General features: G+C 40.1%; 18 protein-coding genes. 5 read left to right on the top strand and 13 right to left on the bottom strand.

Features of this window, described 5'->3' with window-relative positions; all coding sequences use genetic code 11:
• Window positions 1-67: 67 nt before the first annotated feature.
• The 6 genes from purE to BMZ41_RS08945 form a co-directional block, all read right to left on the bottom strand.
• A complete protein-coding gene (gene purE, locus BMZ41_RS08970; RefSeq protein ID WP_090528798.1) occupies window positions 68-571 on the bottom strand; it encodes a 5-(carboxyamino)imidazole ribonucleotide mutase in 504 nt (167 codons plus the stop codon).
• A 14-nt stretch (window positions 572-585) separates the two neighbouring features.
• Entirely contained in the window at window positions 586-2,634 is a 2,049-nt protein-coding gene (locus BMZ41_RS08965; RefSeq protein WP_090528795.1) for an aminopeptidase, read from the bottom strand.
• Window positions 2,635-2,642: 8 nt separating this feature from the next.
• On the bottom strand, window positions 2,643-2,975 hold the full coding sequence (locus BMZ41_RS08960) for a hypothetical protein (protein ID WP_090528792.1): 333 nt from the start codon (window positions 2,973-2,975) through the stop codon (window positions 2,643-2,645).
• Complete coding sequence (pyrE, locus tag BMZ41_RS08955; protein ID WP_090528790.1) at window positions 2,975-3,661, bottom strand: orotate phosphoribosyltransferase; 687 nt, start codon at window positions 3,659-3,661, stop codon at window positions 2,975-2,977. Before pyrE ends, BMZ41_RS08960 begins: the two co-directional genes overlap by 1 nt.
• An 87-nt stretch (window positions 3,662-3,748) precedes the next feature.
• Window positions 3,749-4,615, bottom strand: coding sequence for a L,D-transpeptidase (locus BMZ41_RS08950; RefSeq protein WP_176754503.1), 867 nt, complete (start codon window positions 4,613-4,615; stop codon window positions 3,749-3,751).
• Between the two features lie 95 nt (window positions 4,616-4,710).
• Window positions 4,711-4,902 carry a YibE/F family protein gene (locus BMZ41_RS08945; protein ID WP_255405325.1) on the bottom strand — a complete coding sequence of 64 codons (192 nt, stop codon included), beginning with the start codon at window positions 4,900-4,902 and terminating at the stop codon, window positions 4,711-4,713.
• A gap of 108 nt (window positions 4,903-5,010) precedes the next feature.
• Here BMZ41_RS08945 and BMZ41_RS08940 point away from each other — a divergent pair, with 108 nt between their 5' ends.
• From BMZ41_RS08940 to BMZ41_RS08925, 3 genes are all read left to right on the top strand, one after another.
• Complete coding sequence (locus BMZ41_RS08940; protein WP_090528781.1) at window positions 5,011-5,700, top strand: alpha/beta hydrolase; 690 nt, start codon at window positions 5,011-5,013, stop codon at window positions 5,698-5,700.
• Window positions 5,697-6,278, top strand: a complete 582-nt coding sequence (locus BMZ41_RS08935) for a GDSL-type esterase/lipase family protein (RefSeq protein ID WP_090528778.1) — start codon at window positions 5,697-5,699, stop codon at window positions 6,276-6,278. The genes BMZ41_RS08940 and BMZ41_RS08935 overlap by 4 nt, the downstream gene beginning before the upstream one ends.
• Before the next feature lie 342 nt (window positions 6,279-6,620).
• Complete coding sequence (locus BMZ41_RS08925; RefSeq protein WP_090528771.1) at window positions 6,621-8,159, top strand: methyl-accepting chemotaxis protein; 1,539 nt, start codon at window positions 6,621-6,623, stop codon at window positions 8,157-8,159.
• Window positions 8,160-8,225: 66 nt separating this feature from the next.
• On the opposite strand, the gene BMZ41_RS08920 is transcribed toward BMZ41_RS08925, so the two are convergent.
• Together BMZ41_RS08920 and BMZ41_RS08915 are read right to left on the bottom strand one after the other, a co-directional pair.
• A complete protein-coding gene (locus BMZ41_RS08920) occupies window positions 8,226-9,359 on the bottom strand; it encodes a YibE/F family protein (RefSeq protein ID WP_090528768.1) in 1,134 nt (377 codons plus the stop codon).
• A 12-nt stretch (window positions 9,360-9,371) separates the two neighbouring features.
• On the bottom strand, window positions 9,372-15,893 hold the full coding sequence (locus BMZ41_RS08915; RefSeq protein ID WP_090528765.1) for a CehA/McbA family metallohydrolase: 6,522 nt from the start codon (window positions 15,891-15,893) through the stop codon (window positions 9,372-9,374).
• Between the two features lie 236 nt (window positions 15,894-16,129).
• Here BMZ41_RS08915 and BMZ41_RS08910 point away from each other — a divergent pair, with 236 nt between their 5' ends.
• A complete protein-coding gene (locus BMZ41_RS08910; protein WP_090528763.1) occupies window positions 16,130-16,762 on the top strand; it encodes an endonuclease III domain-containing protein in 633 nt (210 codons plus the stop codon).
• Between the two features lie 2 nt (window positions 16,763-16,764).
• Here the strand turns inward: BMZ41_RS08910 and BMZ41_RS08905 are convergent, their stop codons facing one another.
• Window positions 16,765-17,037: a DUF2442 domain-containing protein gene (locus tag BMZ41_RS08905; RefSeq protein WP_090528760.1), complete on the bottom strand. Its 273-nt coding sequence runs from the start codon at window positions 17,035-17,037 to the stop codon at window positions 16,765-16,767.
• Window positions 17,038-17,042: 5 nt separating this feature from the next.
• Window positions 17,043-17,303 carry a DUF4160 domain-containing protein gene (locus BMZ41_RS08900; RefSeq protein ID WP_090528757.1) on the bottom strand — a complete coding sequence of 87 codons (261 nt, stop codon included), beginning with the start codon at window positions 17,301-17,303 and terminating at the stop codon, window positions 17,043-17,045.
• A 269-nt stretch (window positions 17,304-17,572) separates the two neighbouring features.
• Between BMZ41_RS08900 and bglS the strand changes: the two genes are divergently transcribed.
• Window positions 17,573-18,850: a beta-glucanase gene (gene bglS / locus BMZ41_RS16000; protein ID WP_090528754.1), complete on the top strand. Its 1,278-nt coding sequence runs from the start codon at window positions 17,573-17,575 to the stop codon at window positions 18,848-18,850.
• A gap of 67 nt (window positions 18,851-18,917) precedes the next feature.
• On the opposite strand, the gene BMZ41_RS08890 is transcribed toward bglS, so the two are convergent.
• From BMZ41_RS08890 to BMZ41_RS15845, 3 genes are all read right to left on the bottom strand, one after another.
• Entirely contained in the window at window positions 18,918-19,754 is an 837-nt protein-coding gene (locus tag BMZ41_RS08890; RefSeq protein ID WP_090168363.1) for an AraC family transcriptional regulator, read from the bottom strand.
• Window positions 19,755-19,853: 99 nt separating this feature from the next.
• Complete coding sequence (locus BMZ41_RS08885) at window positions 19,854-20,696, bottom strand: LD-carboxypeptidase (protein ID WP_090528751.1); 843 nt, start codon at window positions 20,694-20,696, stop codon at window positions 19,854-19,856.
• A 381-nt stretch (window positions 20,697-21,077) separates the two neighbouring features.
• Window positions 21,078-22,001 (bottom strand): GNAT family N-acetyltransferase, encoded by a 924-nt coding sequence (locus tag BMZ41_RS15845; protein WP_090528748.1) that lies wholly within the window; start codon window positions 21,999-22,001, stop codon window positions 21,078-21,080.
• Between the last annotated feature and the right edge of the window lie 8 nt (window positions 22,002-22,009).

Here is a 22,009-nt window from a genome sequence, read left to right as displayed (position 1 = left end):
TCTCTCCTTTTATAACCTTATTTAATATAAATAAAAGGAAACTCCCTAAGGAGCTTCCTTTACCTATCTACAAAAATGCTTTGTAACCCTCATTCTGTAATTTTGAATCCTTCGCCTCCACGGACTCCTTCTGCTCTACGATGAAGTTATGCATTTTCGCTGCGAGTGCAACGTCATTCATGGCAAGCATCTTAACTGCGAGGATACCTGCATTGGCTCCTCCGTTGATGGCAACTGTAGCTACAGGTACACCTGTAGGCATCTGAACGATAGAGTAGAGAGAGTCCACTCCACCAAGGTCGCTGGTCTTCATAGGGATACCGATAACTGGGCCCTCAAAAACAGCTGCACACATACCTGGAAGATGTGCTGCCTTTCCTGCGCCTGCAATGATGCACTTAACGCCTCTATCTTTTGCAGTCTTAGCGTACTCTACAAAGATGTCTGGCTCACGATGAGCTGAGATGATTCTGATCTCATAATCAATCCCAAACTGCTCTAAAACTTCAACAGCTTTAGCCATTACAGGCATATCGCTGTCGCTTCCCATTACAATTGATACAGTTGCCATTTCATTATCCTCCATTACTCAAATACTTTATTTAACTCTTCAGTTCCTGGCACTACGAAACGACCCTCACGGATGATTTCAAGCTGGCGGCCATCAGCTGTAGTGACTGTGATATCACCAAGCTCATAATAAGGAATTGTTATATCTGTGTGGCAGTTAAAATATGCCTTAGAAATATCTGTTTTACGAAGGAGTGAGCATGAGTTGTCACGTGCTATGCATTCCTTGCCGTCTGGGTTGTACATAGGTACATCCTCTGAATGAGAATAGCAGGTATCACCTACTGCAAAGTGAGGACCAGTCTTTTCTGCAATGAGGATTGGAAGCTTATCTGCGATGTCGTACTTCTGTCCCATTACAAATGCTCTTGTGTTTGTTCCAATAGCGAACTCGCCGATTGGAAGTGTCTCATGCTTGAAAAGAACGTTGTCGAAGATGTACTTCTTGTTCTCTTCTTCTGTATCAAAATTGCTGCAGTTATAAGAAACGATTTTGCCGTCTTCGAACTTCATTTCAAGGTTCTTGTAGCAAAGCTCATTTAAGTAAACCTGTGTAACGTGAAGCACACCATTTGTGCCCTCAAGCTCAGGTGATGTGAATACCTCACCAACAGGAATATTTACATCTGCAACGCAGTTTTCGAAATTAGTCTGCTTTGAAGGATCATCAAGATGATGAAGCTTTACAGTAATGTCTGTGTGGTTATCCCCTCGACCTGTAATATGAACTGTCTCACCCTGATCAAGCACATCAATAATGTGCTGCTGAATGTTCTTGTAAAGCTCGTAATCCATTGTATTTACAGCAACAGTCTCGTTGAAGATTTCATTGAACTTGTCACCGATTTCTGGAATTGGATAAGCGATGATTGTGAAGCTACGCTCATCACCGTGAATGTACTGATTTGTAATCTGTCCACTCTGGCTCATGAAGTATACGTTAAGCTCATTCTGCTTATCATTATACTGAGCGTTAGCTGGATAGTTCTTTGGCTCAAATGGTGCATCACCGAATGTCTCTATTACAGCTGGGCCACCAAATACTGCAGCAAGCTCTTTATTCTTTTCATAAGTATTCTTTGTAACTTCAAGGATTCTGTCTGCAAGCCCCTTTTCCCAAACATAAGCTCTGTCATCCTTGTGGTCGTACTCGCACTGCTTGTTAGGAACAGTAGAGAAGAGATTACGACCTGTAGCTCCACCAAAACGAACTGTAGAAGCAAGACCTGCTTCGTTGAAAAGCTTGATTGCTTCGCGAGTCATAAGCTCGAAGCCTGCTGGTGCATGTACACCAACTGTGTCCTTGATTGAGATATCTTTTCCACAAACCTCGAAGCCCTTGATGTAGCCTTCCACATATGTGCGAGCCATAGCAACCACATCCTCATTTGACATGCTGCGAAGATGTGCCGCCATCTTAAGCTCGTTATCACTGATGTACATACCATATCTATAGAGATATCTATCATCAGAAAGATCAGACTTCATAATAATATTTGAATAGAAATCATACTCTGGATCAATCATCTCAATAAATACTTCACCAGTAAAGATTGTGCAATAATCATGCTTGAATGAAGCCATTGCAGAAAGAATATCCTCTCTGCGGAACTTGTCTTCACTCTCCACCTGACAAACACCATAAACCTGCATGAAAAGCTCACAGTAAATAGTGAATATATCAAGACGTCCAGCAAAAGCTGCTCGAATCATGTCTGTTAATTTGTAGTAGATTGCAGAAAGTGGACCACCAAGCTGCTCACCAAGCTGCTCTACAGCGTATGTAGGGCAAAGGAAGCTGTTCTCATATGTGCCTGCCTTATAGATAGCAAAGATTCTGTCGTGGTCTGCCTTACACTCCTCAAGTGAGCGTCCCTCAAGCTCACCAGCAACAGCCTTATCTAAAACTGGCTCTACAGCCATGATAAACTCTGCCACCTGGTTAAAATAAGCCTGAAGCTTCTCAGGTAAATCCTTATCCTCTTTAATAGTAGAGATGCGCTCTGTAACTAATTCGTAGCGCTCTAAAATATCATCATTTTCAATGTAAAATGTCTTGCTCATAATACTCCTTAATTAACCATTCCTAAAATAAATGTGCCTACCCATATGGCCATAGCTAAAGTGCTGACAGCCAAACAAATAAGTCTATATTTAAGCTCTGTCTTAGTTTTCATTTGGGCCACGTTATAAAGAAACGCAGCAATTGCCAGGAAGCATCCCAGCATTCCTATGCCACCAACAAACTTAGGTGTCTCACCTGCCATATAGACAGAAACACCCATAACAGCCCCATATATTACTAATGAAAAAACAGAAACTCCTGCAGCATACATCGCCTCCATTGGGAGAGCCTTTAGCTGATTGCCGTAAGAGTTGCGTCTATGTGGACGAATTCTTCCCATTACTGAACTCCATATTCCTTATAATATGCATCAATGCGTGACTTCATCTCGTCATCAATAACTACACGTCCCTGGCACTCTCTGTTCCAAAGATGCTCCACAACCTCGTCCATAGAAACGATAGCTGCAGTCTTAAATCCATATGTCTCTGCAACCTCATCAAGGGCTGTCTTGCTTCTGTCTCCAGAAAGACCAAACTCCTGACGATTGAGAGAAACCATAAGACCAACGATAGTAACATCACCCTGAGCACGTACGATTGGAACTGTCTCCTCCATGCTCTTTCCTGAGGTAGTAACATCCTCTATCATGACAACTCTGTCGCCATCCTTTATCTTGTAGCCAAGGATGCCACCCTTGTCAGCACCGTGATCCTTTTCCTCTTTACGATTGCTGCAATATTTAATTTCCTTACCATATAATCTGTGAAAGGCTTCTGCTGTGATTACAGCAAGTGGAATGCCCTTGTATGCTGGGCCAAAAAGAACATCGAAATCATCCCCATAGGCATCGTGAATAGCCTTTGCGTAATACTCACCAAGGCGCATAAGCTGGCTGCCTGTTACATAGGCTCCTGCATTCATAAAAAAAGGAGACTTTCGCCCTGACTTCAGTGTAAAATCACCAAACTTAAGGACGTCTGCCTCCACCATAAACTCTATAAATTCTGACTTGTAGCTTTCCATAAACGATTCTCCTTCGTTACAACCAGATTGATTTTCAAAACCTCTCCGATTGTACCATAGAAGACCCTTCTTTTCAATGAAAAAACCTTACATTATTACTACTGTATACTGTTGCTGACTAGCCAATCCAGAGTTTGCCTTACCAGTCACCCAAACAGTATATGTGCCAGGAGTATTTAAATCATACTTTCCATTTAACTCCAAGCTGTAATTCCATTTTTCAATGTCTGCACCATTGCTATCTTTAAGACCAATATAATCCTTAAGGGTCTCGTAATTTACACCTTTATAGGCATATACAATACCATCGCCATTGTCCTGCTTTAGATACTGTGTTGGATTTATGTAAACCCATGGATTGTATGCAGCTACCTCTGTAGGATCATAGTTCCCATATCCAGTCTCAAGATTGATTTTTACAGCATTAGGCTTACCAAGTGGTCCCGGATTTTCCAAATCATCATATACAACTACATAAGTTCCAACTTTGCAGTTATCATAAATCCACTTCAAATCGGCAACTGCCATACGTACACATCCTGCAGATGCCCCTTCACCAAGCATATTAAAGGCATCTCCATAAAGCGCATCTACGCTTGGCTGACTATAAGGTACTGAATGGAAAAGAATATGACCGTTAAAACGAATTGCATATCTTCCATAAGTATTTCCAAAAAGCTTTCTCCACTCATAATAATCTGTAGTCTGAAACAAGCCTGTTGGTGTATCTTCTATATTACGACCTACTGAGCACAAAAAGGATCTTTCAGGAACAGTATACATCCCCTGCTCATCCTTGCTGTATACAGTTACGCAGTTAGCTGCGCGATTTACATAAATTGCATAATTTGGTAGCTCTGCTGCTTCGACTTTTTTCCCAGAGCCAAAGAAACCAACCAATAAAGATATAATAAAAGCAAGTGAGATTCGTTCTAAAAAAACTATAATTTTCAAAATAAATACCCTCGTATAATTTTTGCGACAACGTCAAAAATTATATGAGGGTAGAAATCATTTTTCAACCATTTAAAATAAAATTCAAAAAAATTTCACACTTTATTTTTTGAGAACAAATATGCAGCCACGCCTGCTACGCAAGGCACTGTTCCGATGATTCCAATAGAACCCGCGATAGCACGAATGAGCTCGATAGCTACAAAGTCTGTATTTACAAGCTGTCTAAAGGATACACCATAGGAATAGATAAGCACCATCATATTAAGCGTGCAACCAACTACAATTTAACCTATAATAAATAAGGCATTGAATTTGATTTAGATTTTGCAAGAAAGCACATGAAAGTGTCAATCTTGTCAATTTATCAAATATAATTCATATGGAGTTTTGAAATGGTTAAAGAGAATTTTCAAATACAAACAACGAACTGCATAGCATTTATGGATGAAGCCCCAGAGGTTGTACTTGTTCAGCCAGTAGACCCCCATGATTACGAGATGCTAGACTCTGAAACAAAATATATCACAGAGCATACAGATAAACCTTTTATTCTTATTGCCTTTAGTGTCAATGACTGGAACAAAGATTTATCCCCTTGGCCTGCACCACCTGTTTTGGGAAAAGAAGGTTTTGGTGACGGGGCTAAGGAAACACTGGCCTTTGTGATAAATGAGCTCATTCCTACAGTTATGACAAAATATGATATTTCACAAGATATCCCTATCATTCTGGGTGGCTATTCTCTTGCCGGCTTATTTGCTCTTTGGAGTGCCTACCAGACAAATGCTTTCACAGCAATAGCTGCAGCTTCTCCTTCAGTATGGTTCCCTAATTTTCTTGAGTATGCTAAGAGTAAGGATATTTGTGCTAACCATGTCTATCTAAGTTTGGGTGATAAAGAAGAGAAGGCTAAAAATCAAATTATGTCTACTGTTGGGAACTGTATTAGAGAGCTCAGTGATTATTATCAGTCAAAAGAGTTAGCTTCTACCCTAGAGTGGAATGATGGCAATCACTTTAAAGATGCTGATATTCGTACAGCAAAAGGCTTCACCTGGGTGTCAAATGAGGTAAATCAATGAAAAAACTAATTCTATTTGGAGATTCAAATACATATGGCTATGATCCAAGAGGCTTCTTGGGTGGTAGATATCCAGCAGAAATACGTTGGACTACACATGTAAAGGAAGCCCTAAAAGATAACTATGATGTCATCGAGGAAGGAATGAACGGTCGCCAGCTTCCATCGATAGAGTATGGCTACTTCACCAACCTTATCACTGACCTTTCAGCAGAGGATATCTTTGTAATGATGCTTGGTACCAATGACATATTGCTAACCTACAATCCTAACGTAGAGCTAGCTGTGACAAAGCTTGATAGAATCCTAAGCTATGTCAAAGAAAACTGTAAAGCTCAGTTCATCCTAATAGCTCCACCTTACATCAAAGTAATGGAACCAGAAATGCAGCGTTATCACGATTGCTGCATCGAGATGAACCAGCGCTTCCTCGAACTAGCAAAACAATATGACATCACCACCTTCGATGCTAGTGAATGGAATATCGAGATGGGGTACGACGGAGTTCATTTTTCAATTGATGGGCATAAAAAGTTTGCCGAATCTCTATTGGAAGTTATATCTGGAACAATCCAATAATCGCAGATAGCACCTCCAGTAGCAAGAGTATAGTCCCTATGTAAAACACCATGTTTAGCAGCTGTTGTATAGTAATCTATCTCACAGCACATGTAAATATTACTAGCCATTGGATTTGCATAGCCTATGTCTTAACTAATAATATCACATTGAGTTAGTCTATGCTAACGTTAGTTGCAATCGACAAATCGGAATACTTTGATCAAAAATGAAGGCTTCTTGTTTAGTCAACAAGAGGTCTTCTTTTTAATTATCCTACAAGTTTTAGGATAATGTTTAACACTTTTATCATAATCTGCTGATAAAATTACTTTAAATGATGATGTAAGGAGGTTTTAGTACATGAGTAATAAGAAATCAGCATTCGAAGTATATCTTTCAGCGGTATTTAAATGGGGTATTATAGCGTTGACAGGAGCATGTATGTTTGCAACATGTATGTTCATTACTGAGAAATTGTTAGGCTTTTACAAAGATATGCAATGGATTGCTGTAATCTGTTTCGCCATTATGGATGTTTGTTTTTTAATTTGTGGAATGCTTATACTAAAAACATCATTTAATGAAGAGGGCTATCTAATAGATGGAAAATTACAGCTAGGCAAAATTTTTTGTTCCGGCGTACTTATTATTCAATGGACTTATATTGTTTATATGTGCCCAACTAGAAATTTCTGGGGATTCTTAGCATTCTTTCTAACACTAATCGGATTTTTCCTTGATATAAAACAGTTATTGACAACCGGAGGAATTTGTATTATTTCCCTTATTAGTGGATGGATAGTTCGAGGCTCACAACTTCTTCCTGCAAAAGACGAATTATATGTGACTGATATAATAATGTGTATTGTTGGATTAACTATATCTTTGGCCGGCATAACATTGTTTGTTTTCTTTGTTTCTTATTTCCTCGTAAATGCTAAAAAAGATGAACTTGAAGAAAACAACAAGAAGGTTGTTGGTGTAATGAATGCTGTAAGGTCTATTTCTGAAAAGATGGTTTCAGCAGGTACTGCACTACTTGATATCGCCTCAAATGAAAGTGCTTCAGCTGAAGAATTATCAGCCACAAGTGATGATTTAGTAGAGAATAGTAATATGCTTGGTACCAAAGCTGATGACAGTATGGCAAATCTTTCAGAACTAAGTGATGTAGAAAGTATTGTAATCGAAAATGTTGAGAAGGTAGAAAATACCTCAGATAATTTACTTGTTAAATCAAACGAAAATGAAAAAGCTCTTAATGATTTACAAGGAATTAACTCTGATGTTTCAGATTCAATGGCCACCACAACAGATATTGCAGAACGTCTGTCAAATGCAGTTGAAGAAATCGGAACTACATTGGAACTTATTCAGGGAATATCTTCTTCAATCAGTTTACTTGCTTTGAATGCGTCGATCGAGGCAGCACGTGCAGGTGAAGCTGGAAAGGGTTTTGCAGTTGTGGCAACAGAAGTTGGTAAACTTGCAGAAAGTACATCAAATTCATTAAATGATGTTGGCGAAGTAATTGATAGAGTTCAAATGAATGTAAGGGAAATTACAAGCCAGGTTGAGAAAAACGCCTCAAAACTTGAAGAACAAAATGAACAATTCAAGAAGGTCTTTGGCGATGTAGCAGACATGAGTGTAATGCTTAATGATTCTGTTGCTGCAGTTTCAGAAATGAACAAAGCCATCAAGCGTCAATCTGATATCATAAAACAAACTGTAGATATCAATCAGGATATTGCCGAAAGTATTAGAGATGAAAATCAACAATTCGTTTCTATAAGAGCTATGGCTGAAAGCAATGCTAAAAATACAGAAGAAGTTGCTAATCAAGCCAAAACTATTAACGATATGGTGGATGAAATTTCTAAATTATTAAATAGCTAAATCTTGTAAAAAACTGTAAATATTCGTTCATAAATAAAAGCAATCAGTAAGGACTAGGCAAAATGCCTAGTCCTTACTATACAAATATCCAGCCACTGCTGAAACACATGGCACGGTTCCGATGATTCCGATAGAACCTGCAATGGCTCTAATCAATTCTATAGCCACAAAATCAGTGTTTACAAGCTGTGTAAAGGATACACCGTATGAATAAATAAGCACCATCATGTTGAGTGAGCCACCAACATAAGCAAGTACAAGTGTGTTTGACATGGTTCCCATGGCGTCACGGCCGATGTTCATACCTGCTGCAAAAAGCTCCTTAAAGCCAAGCTTTGCATTGGCATCGTGAACTTCTCCAATTGCCGATGCTATGGACATTGCAATATCCATTACTGCACCCATGGCAGCTATAAGAATGCCGCTTATAAACAAACCTCTAAGCTGAATTGGATTGGTAGATTTTACAAGTAAAAGTGCCTCGGCCTCATCCATCTGAAATGTAGTAACACCGCCTGCCTTGGCAGCAATCTCTCCAAGCAATGCTGCTATAAGAACTCCTGCAAGAGAGCCAAGAGCTGCTGCAATAGTCTTCTTCTGTACACCGCCAATAAGCAAGAAACACAAAGCTGATGTAACGAACACTATCACTATAGTAAGTGGAATAGAGGACACGCCCTTAAGAGTAAGAGGCAGCAGTACAAAGCAAATCACAAGCACTGTATAAACAAGTCCTGCGAAAGCTTTTAAGCCCTGCTTGCCACCTAGCAAAACAAGTACTGCAAAGAACACAACAATAAGTCCTATAAAAAGAGGAATTCTGTTGTAGTTGTAAATGCTAACCTGATAAACACCAACATCAGTGGTATCTATTCTGACACTGACCTTATCGCCCTTTGCCACATCCACATTGTAAAGGGCACTGAAATAGTTCGTCACATGGCAAACGTCGCCCTTATAACGGCCCGTCAAAAGCTCTACTTCCAGCTCGGCACTTCCCTTTTTTACATTTTCAATTTCTTTATCAATCGATGTATTATCCTCTATTACAGAAAGAACTCTAGCAGTCTCATATTCGACGCCAGAGCTCTCTGTGATAGTGTATTTTGGCCTGTCAGTGTTGGCGTAAATAATCACACCAACACTGAGGGCTATAAATACAAGGACTGATACGATTTTAATTATCAGTTCTTTTTTCATTTTCTCAAAAAATTACCATCCAAAAAACTTGCTTAAAAAGCTCTTAACTGCTTTTGTAACCTGCTTAACAACTGGATTTTCAACAATCTTCTTAACAACTGGATTCTTGGCAGCTGCCTTCTGAACTGTCTTTTCAACAGTATCAACTACGTTCTTAACTACCTTACCAATCTTCTTGATTGTTTCCTTAACAGGATCTGGCTTAACCTCTGGTTCAGGCTCCTTAACAAGAACAATGTCGTCGCAATTGCGAACTCTGAATACAGGTACTGATTCCTCAGAATCTCCCTCTGGATGCATGTAAAGAACACCAGCTGCAGAAACTGTAGCGCCTTCCTTTACAAAGCTTGCAATCTCATTCTTGCCTGTTGTTGCTGAGTAGATATAACCATCGATAAAGATAGCAGCCTCTACTCCAGTAGAATCCTTGAGCCAGAACTCTTCGATTGTCTTTCCATCAGAACCGTAAGCAACTCTTGTTACCTTACCTGTTGTCTTAAGAAGTGAACCACCAAGAGCATCATAATCCATTGCTGTCTTTGTGTCTACTTCCTTTGGAGCATATACGTGTGGCTCATCGCTAAGAATCTTTGATGAAATAACCTTAAGCTCCTTATCTCCCTGATACTGTGAAACGTAACCAACGATACGCATCTTTGTACCGATTGCAAGACCTGGTGTTGCATATGGGAATATGTCGATACCAGCTGTCTCATCCTGAAGATAAATTGTATCGAAGAAGGTTGTGTACTCGTTGTCTGTACCAGATGTTACATAACCTTCAACTGCGAATACCTCGTTCATCTTGCCTGCACGAGCCTGTGCGATAGTAGATGTTGGAAGCTCTACTGTAACACCCTCAAGGATGTTATTGATGATTGTGTGGTTTGTATATGGAAGAGAATCGTTGTTGTCCATCTCTGCCTTTACTTCGAAGTCTGAAATGAATACTCCACCAGCTACGAAGATCTCACCACCAGCCTTTGTGTGCTGTGTTGCAAGGAATGTTACGTCGCCAAGGTTGTCATTCTTGATTCCCTTAACACCGTTATCAAGTGCGCCTGGCTGAGGATTTCCTGAAGCATCCTTGCAATCCACTGAGTAAGTAGTATCAAAGCCCTTAACAAGCCACTGTGCTGCGTCTACAAAATCTGTAGCCTTAGCGTTTGAAATATCTACTGAGCAGCCTGAGTACTGGCTGTACTTCTGACCATCTCTTAATCCAGCAAAGAGTGCTGAATCTGTGTTGTAAGTAGTTGGGTACATTCTGTATACCTGACCACCGTTGTTTGTATCATCACAAACCTCATCAGAACCCATGCGGATTGTAGAACCGATAGCTTCAAGAAGCTTGTTCTGCTCTGTAGCTGTCTGTCCGTCAGTTGTATCAGAGTAATCTGCAAGACCACAAACGATTACTGAACCACCATTTGCTACATAATTCTTAACCATAGCGATGAAGTCATCACTAAAGTGAGAAATTGTGTAATCACCAGCGTTTGCTGTACCAGACTTCTTAGCTGGAGCAGATACTACAAGTAATGAGCACTTCTCAAGCATCTCTGGTGTGATTTCTGTTGTAACAACCTGAGCGCGGATGTTCTTTTTTGCGCAGATTGAAACGAAGGCTGACATGTTGCCACCGTAGTAACCAGTAACATAGTCATTGTAATGTGTACCGTCGATGAGTACGTCTGTAACCATCTCTGGAATCGCATAGCTAAGCTGAAGCTTATCTGTGTAAACCTTTGGTACTCCGTTAAGTGTTGCGTTAACAATCACCTCGTAAGTAACCTGACCAGCCTCGTTATATACGAAGTCTGTCTTGAAGGTTGCTGTACCCTGTGACTTAACTGATGTGATACCAGCCTCAGCACCTGAAAGGTTTACAACCTCTGTTTCCTTATTATCAACGTCCTTGAGGACTACCTGGATGTTGTCGATTGTAAGATCTGTCTGCTCATTGTTGTAGAAATCAACATTTACATCAAGGCTCTCTCCCTTAACTGGAAGAACTGTGTTTGTGTAAGTCTTGTTGATACCGCAAGCCTCAACCTCACCTACCCATACAGGAGCTGTAACAGCGATATCGCCATCATCCTCTGTAATCTTTAAGTAGTAGTAAGAGTAGTTTGCAGGTACCTCGAATGTAACTGTCTTCTCGTTAGTAGCTACATTCTCCATAGCGATTGACTGACCACCGTTAACGATAACCTCAACACGGCCAATCTTTGAATCTGTAGGATCCTTGATATCTGCCTTAAGCTGAACTGTGTCACCTACTGCATCCTTCTCAAGGATTGTACCCATGATGTAATTATCAAGTGTGTAGTATACGCTGAGGTCGTTATCCTCTGTTGCGTATATACGATAATTTCTCATTGCATCATAGATAGCATTTTCATCATTTGTATCAGCAAGCATTACTGTACGTGCTGTGTTGGCATCGCCCCACTTACCCTTGTGGTTATCCTGATTGTTAGTAGGAGCTACGTGCCATCCCTTATCAAGGGCACGAGTGTAATACTCGTATGATGGGAAGTAACCTGAAGAACCGATTGTACCTTCACCGTTACCAACCTCAATCATTGTGATTAACGCATCGTTCTCTTCTGAGTAGTATGCGAAATCCTGGAAATCACCGAAGGTTGTACCTGGGTGATTGAACTGGCTGATAGAATCAGGAACTGATCTAAGAGCCTCATAGTAGTTCTGTAAAGCTGTAGCATATGTTGAGTATGCTGTCTGTGTACGGCTCTGGAAACCTGGTGTGTTGTATGTGTTGATATGACCAAGACCATTTGACCATGTCATCTCATAACCGTAAGCACATGTAAACTTGTCTGTTGAATACTTCTTTACAAGATTGTGAGCGTATGTCCACTCATCATTTTCAGACTTATCAACGTTCTCAGTAATCTTAGACTCTTTTTCGTTGTCGATTGAGTTACTGTGATCCGTAATTACGATATAGTCAAGATTGTCTACCTTAGATGCATGCTGTAAAGCTTCCTCAAGTGTACCAGCACCATCAGAAATGCTTGTATGTGCATGAACCTGACCGAAATAGATGTTGTACTTCTCGTTAAGCTTCTTTGTGAACTTAAGAGTAGAAACAGCACTATCCTTGTAGCCTTCCTTTGTAGCCTTTACTTGAATCTGAGCTGGGAGCTCCTTGAGCTCGAATGGTGATGTGTACTCAATCCAATCGTCATGCTCTTCCTCAGTAACTGGCTCTTCTGTTGTCTCTTCTTCAGAAGTCTTAGCCTCGTCTGATGCCTCAGCATCATCCTTTACTTCTTCATATCTATAGAAGATCTTAGCGCCTTCTGTCTTTGTCTTGAGAGTAATTCTCTGACCTTCAAATACAGCGCCGCCGTTTGGAGCTGCCTTAACTGGAGCAACCTGTGCCTGTGTATACTGATAATTTACAGTGATTGACTTTGCAAGGCCTTCCTTTGTAGCGTAAGCACGGATTGTAGCTGGAAGCTCTGTGAAGCTTACCTTCTCTTCTGAATCATACTTAACAAACTCGCCGCCATTTACTGAGTAGAAGATGTCTGCTCCCTCAGTCTTAGATGAAAGCGAAACCTTCTGGTCTTCTGAAATCTCTCCAGCTGCTGGGCTGGCAATTACATAACCTGTAACGTCATCGCTAACGATTGGGTTACCCTTTACAGTAACGCCATCAATACGGATAACGCCACCCTTTGCAGGTGCCTTGTCACCCTTTGCTGACTTGTCACTTGCAGGAACAAGTCTTACATAAAGTGTCTCAGCATTAGCTGCTGCATTTGGAATGTCAAAGCTAAATGTAATGTAGTATGTTGGTGCAAGAGATGTAAGGGCCTTACCATCTGTGATGTCACCAGAACCATTTACTTCAAATGGCTCCTGAACAGCCTTGCCATTCTCATCTACCTTATCTGTAGCCTTGTAAGCTGTGTACTTATATGAATATGTACCAGTCTTAAGATTCTTAAATGATTCTCCATCTGTAGAGTACTGAAGCTGGAATGCTCCGCAAGCAGTGTTTGAAGCTCTCATTCTGAAATCAATTGCCATGTTGCCATAGCCTGCTGATGGGAATGCAAACTGCATGTAATCAGTATCCTTATTGATAACACCTGTTGATCCCATGTAGAAGTTTGTAGAGCCTGTGTTGCTGCTCTTTGCAGATGTCCATGGCTGTGAAACCTTTCCATCTACTACTGCTGTGTACTTAGCGTTCTTGTCGAGCATATCGTTTGTCTGATATAAATCACCGTTGATATACTCCTTAGATGTCTCTACCTCATCGTAGTGTGCATTACCTGCCCACTGAGCTACTGTGAGACGAGCATCCTCGTAATCATACTTAACTGTCTTTGTGCCTTCTTCAAGTGCATAGAAGCTAAACTCATATGCTGAAGACTCCTTGAAGCCATAAAGTGAGAAGCCACTATAGTACTCAAGTGCCTGAACGCTTGAACCAACCTTTGCAAAAGCATTCTTTAAGTAATACTTTCCTTCTGCGCTGGCTGCTTCTTCTGACCAAAGACTGTTGTCTGTCTTTGTATCCTCAAGAGTAAGATTTGCGAAAGACTTCTTCTTTCCGTCTACTTCCTTCTCCTCTACTGAACCAGTAAGGTACTTACCGTCAGCTGTCTTGAAAGAATAATATCCATTGTCATCAAGTGCAACTGTAAGAACTGCTGCATTTAAATCCTTTGTCTCAAGTGTGCCATCCTCTGCTGGCTCTGCTGCAACATCCTTGAGCTTACCATTTGTAGTAGCCTCAGCTGTCATGAGCTTCTTGCCTGCTGGATAGTAAACAACTACCTGATCTCCATCGTAAAGCTCTCTTGTGAGAAGCTTTCCTACTGTCTTATCAGTAACAGGTGCATCTGTCTTCTCAACCTCAGGTACTGTGTAAGCTGAGAATGTGTAATTGTCCTTCTTACCACCAGCTGTGTAGCTGTAGGTTGTGAAACCTGAGTAGAACTCCAGGTACTGTGCCTTGTTCTTGAATACCGCATTTACGTTTTTAACAAGGAAAGTACCATCTTCCTCTGGCTCAACTGACCAAAGGCTGTAATCATTCTTCTCTGTAGCAAATGTAAGACTGTTACCAGTCTCTCCAGAAGTAAGGTACTTTGTTGTAAGTACGTTGTCCTCAAGAATATCTGATGTGATGTAGAACTCACCATCCTTCTCAGCCTTTACAAGCTTAAGAGCTGCGATAGGAGCCTGTGCATCTGTGTATGTAAGGTGATTGTCATCATTTACCTTAACATCTACACCAGCAAGTTTCTTTCCACTAGCCTCAGTAGCAAGAACTTTTTCATTATTAAATGAAAGAACAAATTCCTGATCTGCTGAAAGCTTTGTGATGTCAGTAATCTTAGAACCTGCAATAAGCTTATAGTTGAATGAAACTATCTCGCTCTTTGTCTCATCAACTACTGCATAAGCATAGATTGTAGTTTCCTTTGTAATTTCGATTGCTTTCTTGTAAGGGCTGTAGTTGTCCTCGCTACCATTTACGTTGTAGTAAATCTTAGCATCCTCAGTATCGCATGTAAGTTCTACCTCTGCACCAAACTCAACCTCTGTGCCGCTTTCAACAGAAGCCTTTGGTGCTGCAACCTTGCCTTCACCTGCAACCTTACCTGTAAGCTTGTAGAAAGTAAGTGTCTGAGCCTTAATGTTATTAGGGAAGTCACCTGTCTTTCCAAGTGTGTATGCTCTCCAATCCTGTTTATTGTATACCCCTAAGAATCGAGTAGCATCCTTTGAGTCTTTAGCTGAAAGATAACCAGTTTCATCAAGCTGCCACTGAGCGCCAACCTGATTCTTTGGCATTGAACCAGCTCTAACGCCGTTGTTAGCAGCATTAGTGTAAAGATAATCAGAACCATTTCCTATTGTATAGTAAGTTCTAGTAATCTTTTCCTCTGACTCATTGTCCTGTGAATTCTTGTCATCCTCTTTTTCAAGATTCTTCTCTTCAGAATCTTCGGCATCAGTCTTCTCTTCTGCCTTTTCTTCTGTAGCTTCTGTTGTCTCAACTACAGGCTTATCCTCTGCAGTCTCTGCAACCTCTTCAGTTTTCTCTTCAGAAGCTTTTTCTTCAGAAGCGATGGTGCCTGCTTCCTCTGTCACTGTTTTTTCCTCAACAGTAGCTGTCTCAGACTCTGTATTATTTTCAGAGCCAGCAACAACTGTTTCTTCAACAGTGTTCTTTGTAATTGTCCATGCATAATCTGCGTCACTACCGGATTCGATAGTTAAAGAACCATTGTTAACTGTTCCAAGAACAGCTGCTGGTGCTTTTCCTGTAGATGCATTTGGCAATACGTAGGTTTCGCCATCGGAAGTGCTCATTGTGATGGCAATAGAATCACTAGATGTGATATCGGATAGACTTACTTTAGTCCAGACATGGTTAGTTTCTTCGGCCTTAGAAATGAAAGAAATGTCAGTATTTGCCAGTGAAACAACCATCAAAAGCGAAAGAACTAAAGATAGCCCTCTGCGAGCCAATTTTTTCATTACCTATCCTCTCCTCCTTTTGAAAATTCAGACAAAAACGCGTCAAAAAAGGCGACTCACATGTCCCAATCATCCACTATGTACCTAAATGATTTGGTATGTAAATCGCCCTTCCTAAATCGTTATGTCGTGTAATGCTATAATACCATTATTATGATTGAATTTTCAATAAAAACTTTAGCCCTTTATTAGAATAAATGCTATGATATACCCATAATAAAAACGAGGTTTAAATTATGCGAAAAAAAGAATTAGCATTGATTGTTATCGAAAGATTAAAACAGGAATATCCCTACAGTGATTGCACATTAGATTATGATGATGCATGGAAGCTGCTGGTGTCTGTAAGACTGGCGGCTCAGTGCACCGATGCAAGAGTTAACGAGATTGTTCCTTCATTATATGAAAAGTTCCCTACCATCTCAGCTATTGCCGACGCAGATGTAGCAGATGTGGAAGCTATTGTTCGCCCTTGCGGACTTGGAAAATCAAAGGCAAAGGACATTGTTGCCTGCATGAAGATGCTTCGAGATGTATTTGACTGCAAGGTTCCTGACACCATGGAGGATTTGTTAAAGCTCCCAGGCGTAGGCCGCAAGTCTGCAAATCTTATTCTTGGGGATGTGTACGGAAAACCTGCTATAGTTACTGATACTCATGCGATTAGACTTTCTAATAGAATTGGATTAGTGGATGGAATCAAAGAACCTACCAAGGTAGAAATGGCTCTCCGCAAAATCATTCCACCTGAGGAAGGCAATGATTTGTGCCATCGTCTGGTAGACCATGGCAGGGCGGTCTGCACAGCAAGAACTGCACCTTATTGCGACAAGTGCTGTTTGGCGGATGTGTGTAAGAAGAGGATATAGCTTTAAGCTGTAGCCTCTTCTACTTCTGGGCAATTATATAATGTATTAGGATCTATATCCAAACAATCATCTTCACCGTTCACACCTATATCCCATGCCAACGTGTCATTCATTATTTTACACTTTTCTTTAAACACATTTATGTCATTTATCCTTTGAAATATTCCTTTAGAAAGATTAGGCTTTGCATCATAGCATGTAATCTTTCCATCCGCAAAATACACCCAAACAGTATAGTCATCTTGTGGCACTACTTGAATAATTTCATACATCATAATCATTACCTCAGCGGTTCTATTTTTTCTAGTTGTTCCATCATCTTGGCAAGCTCCCAATCCTTTATTAGTTCATCCTTTCGGATAATTGCCCATGCTAATACTAATTTAGTCTGAGATGATGGCATAAATCCTTCAATCACTCTCGCCCTTTTGATATCTACCAAAATCTTGTATTCACCATATTTTGCATGAAAATGTGGTGGATTATGGTCATCATAGTACATTGAAATCTCAATTCCATAAAAACGTGATATTATTGGCATTCTAATAATTCCTCCATGCTCTATATTTACAAGATAATTGTAAATAAGCATGGTATCCATATATATTCACATCATTCAATAACTAAGAATAATAAGAGAAAATCAAAGAAAATTTAAGCTTTTATATTTGTTTATTATACCATATATTTTGATATATCTTTCAGTTTTAGTCATTAATACACTTCATCATTCTGATATTTCTTGCATGATTCTAATATCCTCAATTATAATTTTGTGCGTATTATTTTCATTAGAGGAGGTAATGTAAAATGAAACGTAAACTTATGTCACTAGTCCTTGGAACCGTTCTGACTGTCAGCGGACTGTTAATGAATGTTTCCATGGCAAACGCAGCAAGTGCCTGGAATGGCACACATGAAGGTATGGCTTTCGACTACCACGATAGCAATCAGTTTGAAATGTCTAGTTGGTCAAATGGGGGGATGTTCAACTGCACATGGTCACCAAACAATGTTGCTTTCCAGAACGGTCAAATGAAGCTTACAATCGACAGAAATAGTTCTGGCTACACTGGCGGTGAGTACCGTACAAAGAAGTACTATGGATATGGTCTTTATCAGGTAAACATGAAGCCTATCAAAAACTCAGGCGTTGTATCTTCCTTCTTCACCTACACAGGTGAAAGTGATGGAACAAAATGGGATGAGATTGATATCGAATTCCTTGGATATGACACCACAAAGGTTCAATTTAACTACTATACTAATGGTCAGGGAAATCATGAATATCTTTACAACTTAGGTTTTGATGCATCTCAGAGCTTCCACACATATGGCTTTAACTGGAATCAGGGTAGCATCACCTGGTATGTAGATGGCAAGGCTGTTTATACAGCTACAAATAATATCCCAGATACTCCTGGAAAAATCATGATGAATGTATGGCCTGGTACTGGTGTAGATAACTGGCTCAAACCTTATGATGGAAGAACTGGAATCAGTGCTTATTATGACTGGGCTTCTTGGGATGCTCATAATAATAGCTCTAGCAACTCAGGCGCTGGAAATTCTGGCAATAATGGTGGCTCACAGGCTCAGCCTGCTCCATCTTGGCAGCCATCTCAGCCTGCTCCATCTCAGTCTTCTGGTGCAATGTTTGATAGCTCAAAAGCATATAAAATAATTAACTACGGAAGTTCTCAGTCACTTGATGTTCAGGGAAATCGCCGTGACAACGGTACTAATATTCTTCAGTATCCATTCAGAGGAAATGCAAATCAGAAGTGGTACTTCCAGAAGGAAGGCGATTATTATGTAATCAAGTCTGCTTCTACTGGAAAAGCTCTTACTGTTCAGGATTCTGCAAACTGGGATGGTGCAAATGTACATCAGTGGGACTACTACGGCGGCAACAGCCAGAAGTGGGAAATCTATCCTGCCGCAAACAATACATACAAAATCATCAACCACAACAGTGGCAAATGCCTAAACATTTCTTATGGCAGCAACGATGCCAATGCTAACGTAGAGCAGTATAAAGACTGCAGCAGCAATTACGAGATGTGGTGGATTGATGTAGCAAATTAGGATTTCACAAAAACAGGAGCAACCTTGCGGTTGCTCCTTGTTTTATCTAAGCTTACCTAAAAATCTCTTAATTTGTCTTCTTTAATGGAATCCAGATGTAACTTACAGTATCATCTGGTTTTTCTGTAGGTGGGCAATACACCTCAAGTGAGTAATTGCCTGCCAGTTCATAGCCCTTAAGTGTTGGAAGCCACTCAGACCAAATCTGAGTATTCACACTCTGCAAGCTTTCTGGAAGCTTCCCAACACACTTAAACTCTGCCCAAAGACCTGCTGGAATAACTGTAGTAGCGCATCCCTCTGGAACGTCATGCCATGGCTTGTACTCGTCAGCAATCCAATAATCAAAATCCTTGCCATCCATATCAAGGCAAACACCGAATCTGCCCTTAAGTCCCTTTGTATCATCCATCCATTCATCCCAAAACTTTGGAATCTCCTGGTAGCTTGAATCTGAGTTAAATCCACGCTTAACTCCCATAACTGTAAACTGTGCCTTTTCAACAATTCGATAATCTAACATTTTACCGCCCTCCAAAGATATTTTTATATGCAATGGAGCAAAGGATTTGAGAGGTATGCCTGACTCCCTGGCCTTCGATGGAGCAATTCCATGAAAGCGCTGGAATGCCTTTGCAAAACTGTCTGGTGAATCATAACCATATTTCAAAGCCACATCAATTACCTTTGCATCAGTGCTTGATAGCTCCTGCGCTGCCAAGGTCATTCGTCTTGCTCTAATGTACTCGCCAACTGACATTCCACACATTGCGCCAAAGATTCTCTGATAGTAGAAAGATGATAATGCAGCAACTCCAGCAATATCTTCAATCTCCAAAGGACTGGCCAGATTCTCCTCTATGAAATTGATTGATTCCTGAAATTCTTCCACCCAACTTTGCACTATTCTTTACCTCTCTTTGTTTCTCTCACATTGCTCCTTTAGTATAGTCTCGGGTGGTTTTGTATTCCCGACTTTATGTGCGCACCTGTGACGGGTCTGTTATTTAGCTATAAACTCCATTTCCCTTCCAATTACAATTGCTTTGGAATCGTGACCGTGGCCTATCTCTGTTGTCTTGGCCACTGGAAGAGTATCACTTATATGCATTTTCAAAAGATCATAAACTGAGTATTCAAGATTTGCCTTCTCATAGCTGGTAAAGGTACCAAGCAATACTCCAGCCACCTGCTCAAAAACTCCTATCTGCTCCAACTGGTTGAACAAAGTAGCTATCTGCCCTGAGCCTCCGCCATAGGCTTCCAATAATAGGATTTTGCCATTTAAGTCAGGCCAATATTTTGTTCCAGCTAACTTTGTGAAACATCTAATATTTCCACCTACAACTACACCTTTCATTTGGGTGCCCTGGAGGAATTTGTATTGGAGTTTGAATAGTTCTTCTGTGGTTCCAGCCAGATATTTCCTGAATCTCTCCTGCTGCAATTCTGCCTCAGAATATACCATGTTCTTCACCTGATAAAGAACAGATGGTTTTCCAGTAATTGCATAGATTGCATTTATTACTGTTGTGAGATCACTGTAGCCCCAGAAAGTCTTATTGGATTTACCTATGATATCAAAATCAAGATACTTCAAGACTCCATTAGCTAAATCGCCACCTGATATATCATAGATGGCATCTATAGAATCATCCTTATAAAAGCTCATCAGGTCCGCGGCTCGCTCCTCATCTGTGCCACTGAATTCATCTTTAGTGGCCACTATATGTTCTGCGAGTGCAGTCTGCACTCCCATGCCATTCAGCACCTTCACCAACTCCTCCACCTGTGGCGCCCATTCTTTATTATGCCCATTCGAGCAGGCTGCTAGTCCAACTTCCATATTTTTCTCCTCCACGGCGTTTACGGAATTTTCTTGATTACTGTTTCATTTTACGTAGTTGAAAAAATTATAATTACCAATTTACGGAAAGGACAGCTATAACACTTACTTTTTACGTAGTTCATTCTTAATAATAGGCTACTAAAGCATATACTAAGTCTATAAATTACGGAAAATCTCACTATGAACAAACCATTTTCCGTAAGTATCCTCACTTTCAATAACAAATTTAAATATTTGCTACGTAAAATATGAAGCCTATCAATAATATTTCCGTAAAAGAGTTAAATCTACCAATTTGCCCTACGTAAAAAAACTTCAACTCAATGATTATTTCCGTAATCACTCAACAATCAAATGATTCTTTCAATAGATTGTCTTTTATTTCAAAACAAACTCTATCTCATCTAATTTGTCTGTGATTTGATTTACATTACCTGATGGAACAAAACCATTTCTTCTATACAGTCTCTCTGCGCCATCATTGTTTTCTAGAATCCACAAGGTTGGAGCAAGCCTCTTCTTTTGAATCTTAGAAATAACATAATACAAAAGCTGGCTTCCATAACCTTTGTTCTGCAACTCAGGCAAAACATACAAGTCCTCAATTAAGCTCCCTGTTATAGAAACTACAGCTACCGGCTCCTCATCCATCAGCATATAAAACTCACTGCCATCAGCTATCTTCTTTTCTATATATTCTTTCTGATGCTTAACATCATGCATTGCAATGAATTCTTTAGTACAAAAACTGAGGTGTGATTCCTGCCATGAAACAGAATGGATTCTGGCAGCAGCTTCCACATTGTCCTCATTTACTTCAGTCACTAATGTTCTTGCTGCGTCAACAACAGAGTAGTCTCCCATATCATAAATCTTTCCGGTTTCTTTGAAACCATTCTTATGCCAAAAATGCTCTGCCTGAGGATTCCCCTGAACCCATGCCAATTTAATCTGCGCAAACCCTTTTTTACAAAGTTCAGCTGTAAGCTCTTTTATAATTCTAGTTCCAACACCTTTCTTCTGAACTGAATCATCAGTCATAAAGAAGCCAACGTATGCAGTATCTTCAGCAGGATATCCATAAATCAAATCCATTACTGCAATAAGCTTATTGTTTTCAAAGTAACCAACATAATACTTATCATCAGATGTCTTTCCAGGTGGCAAACCTTCCATGTCAGCCTTAATACTTTCTTCTGTCACAAAAGGAGGACAAAACTGATAATATAATTCATTCTTACAACAGAGGTTATTAATACTTGGTATATCTTCCTCTGTAAGTTTTCTATATTTAATATCCATCAAATCCT

Source organism: Pseudobutyrivibrio sp. UC1225, assembly GCF_900115215.1.
GTDB lineage: Bacteria > Bacillota > Clostridia > Lachnospirales > Lachnospiraceae > Pseudobutyrivibrio.
The sequence above is the reverse complement of the archived record's forward strand: the minus strand, read 5'-3'. Positions and strand labels throughout refer to the sequence as shown.

Bases quoted from the DNA above. Each gene is read 5' to 3' on its own strand.
- bglS (WP_090528754.1), top strand. From the start codon at position 17,573: ATGAAACGTAAACTTATGTCACTAGTCCTTGGAACCGTTCTGACTGTC.
- BMZ41_RS08905 (WP_090528760.1), bottom strand. From the start codon at position 17,037: ATGATGTATGAAATTATTCAAGTAGTGCCACAAGATGACTATACTGTT.
- BMZ41_RS08925 (WP_090528771.1), top strand. From the start codon at position 6,621: ATGAGTAATAAGAAATCAGCATTCGAAGTATATCTTTCAGCGGTATTT.
- BMZ41_RS08965 (WP_090528795.1), bottom strand. From the start codon at position 2,634: ATGAGCAAGACATTTTACATTGAAAATGATGATATTTTAGAGCGCTAC.
- pyrE (WP_090528790.1), bottom strand. From the start codon at position 3,661: ATGGAAAGCTACAAGTCAGAATTTATAGAGTTTATGGTGGAGGCAGAC.
- BMZ41_RS15845 (WP_090528748.1), bottom strand. From the start codon at position 22,001: ATGGATATTAAATATAGAAAACTTACAGAGGAAGATATACCAAGTATT.
- BMZ41_RS08910 (WP_090528763.1), top strand. From the start codon at position 16,130: ATGCGAAAAAAAGAATTAGCATTGATTGTTATCGAAAGATTAAAACAG.
- BMZ41_RS08940 (WP_090528781.1), top strand. From the start codon at position 5,011: ATGGTTAAAGAGAATTTTCAAATACAAACAACGAACTGCATAGCATTT.
- BMZ41_RS08960 (WP_090528792.1), bottom strand. From the start codon at position 2,975: ATGGGAAGAATTCGTCCACATAGACGCAACTCTTACGGCAATCAGCTA.
- BMZ41_RS08920 (WP_090528768.1), bottom strand. From the start codon at position 9,359: ATGAAAAAAGAACTGATAATTAAAATCGTATCAGTCCTTGTATTTATA.
- purE (WP_090528798.1), bottom strand. From the start codon at position 571: ATGGCAACTGTATCAATTGTAATGGGAAGCGACAGCGATATGCCTGTA.
- BMZ41_RS08935 (WP_090528778.1), top strand. From the start codon at position 5,697: ATGAAAAAACTAATTCTATTTGGAGATTCAAATACATATGGCTATGAT.
- BMZ41_RS08900 (WP_090528757.1), bottom strand. From the start codon at position 17,303: ATGCCAATAATATCACGTTTTTATGGAATTGAGATTTCAATGTACTAT.
- BMZ41_RS08885 (WP_090528751.1), bottom strand. From the start codon at position 20,696: ATGGAAGTTGGACTAGCAGCCTGCTCGAATGGGCATAATAAAGAATGG.
- BMZ41_RS08915 (WP_090528765.1), bottom strand. From the start codon at position 15,893: ATGAAAAAATTGGCTCGCAGAGGGCTATCTTTAGTTCTTTCGCTTTTG.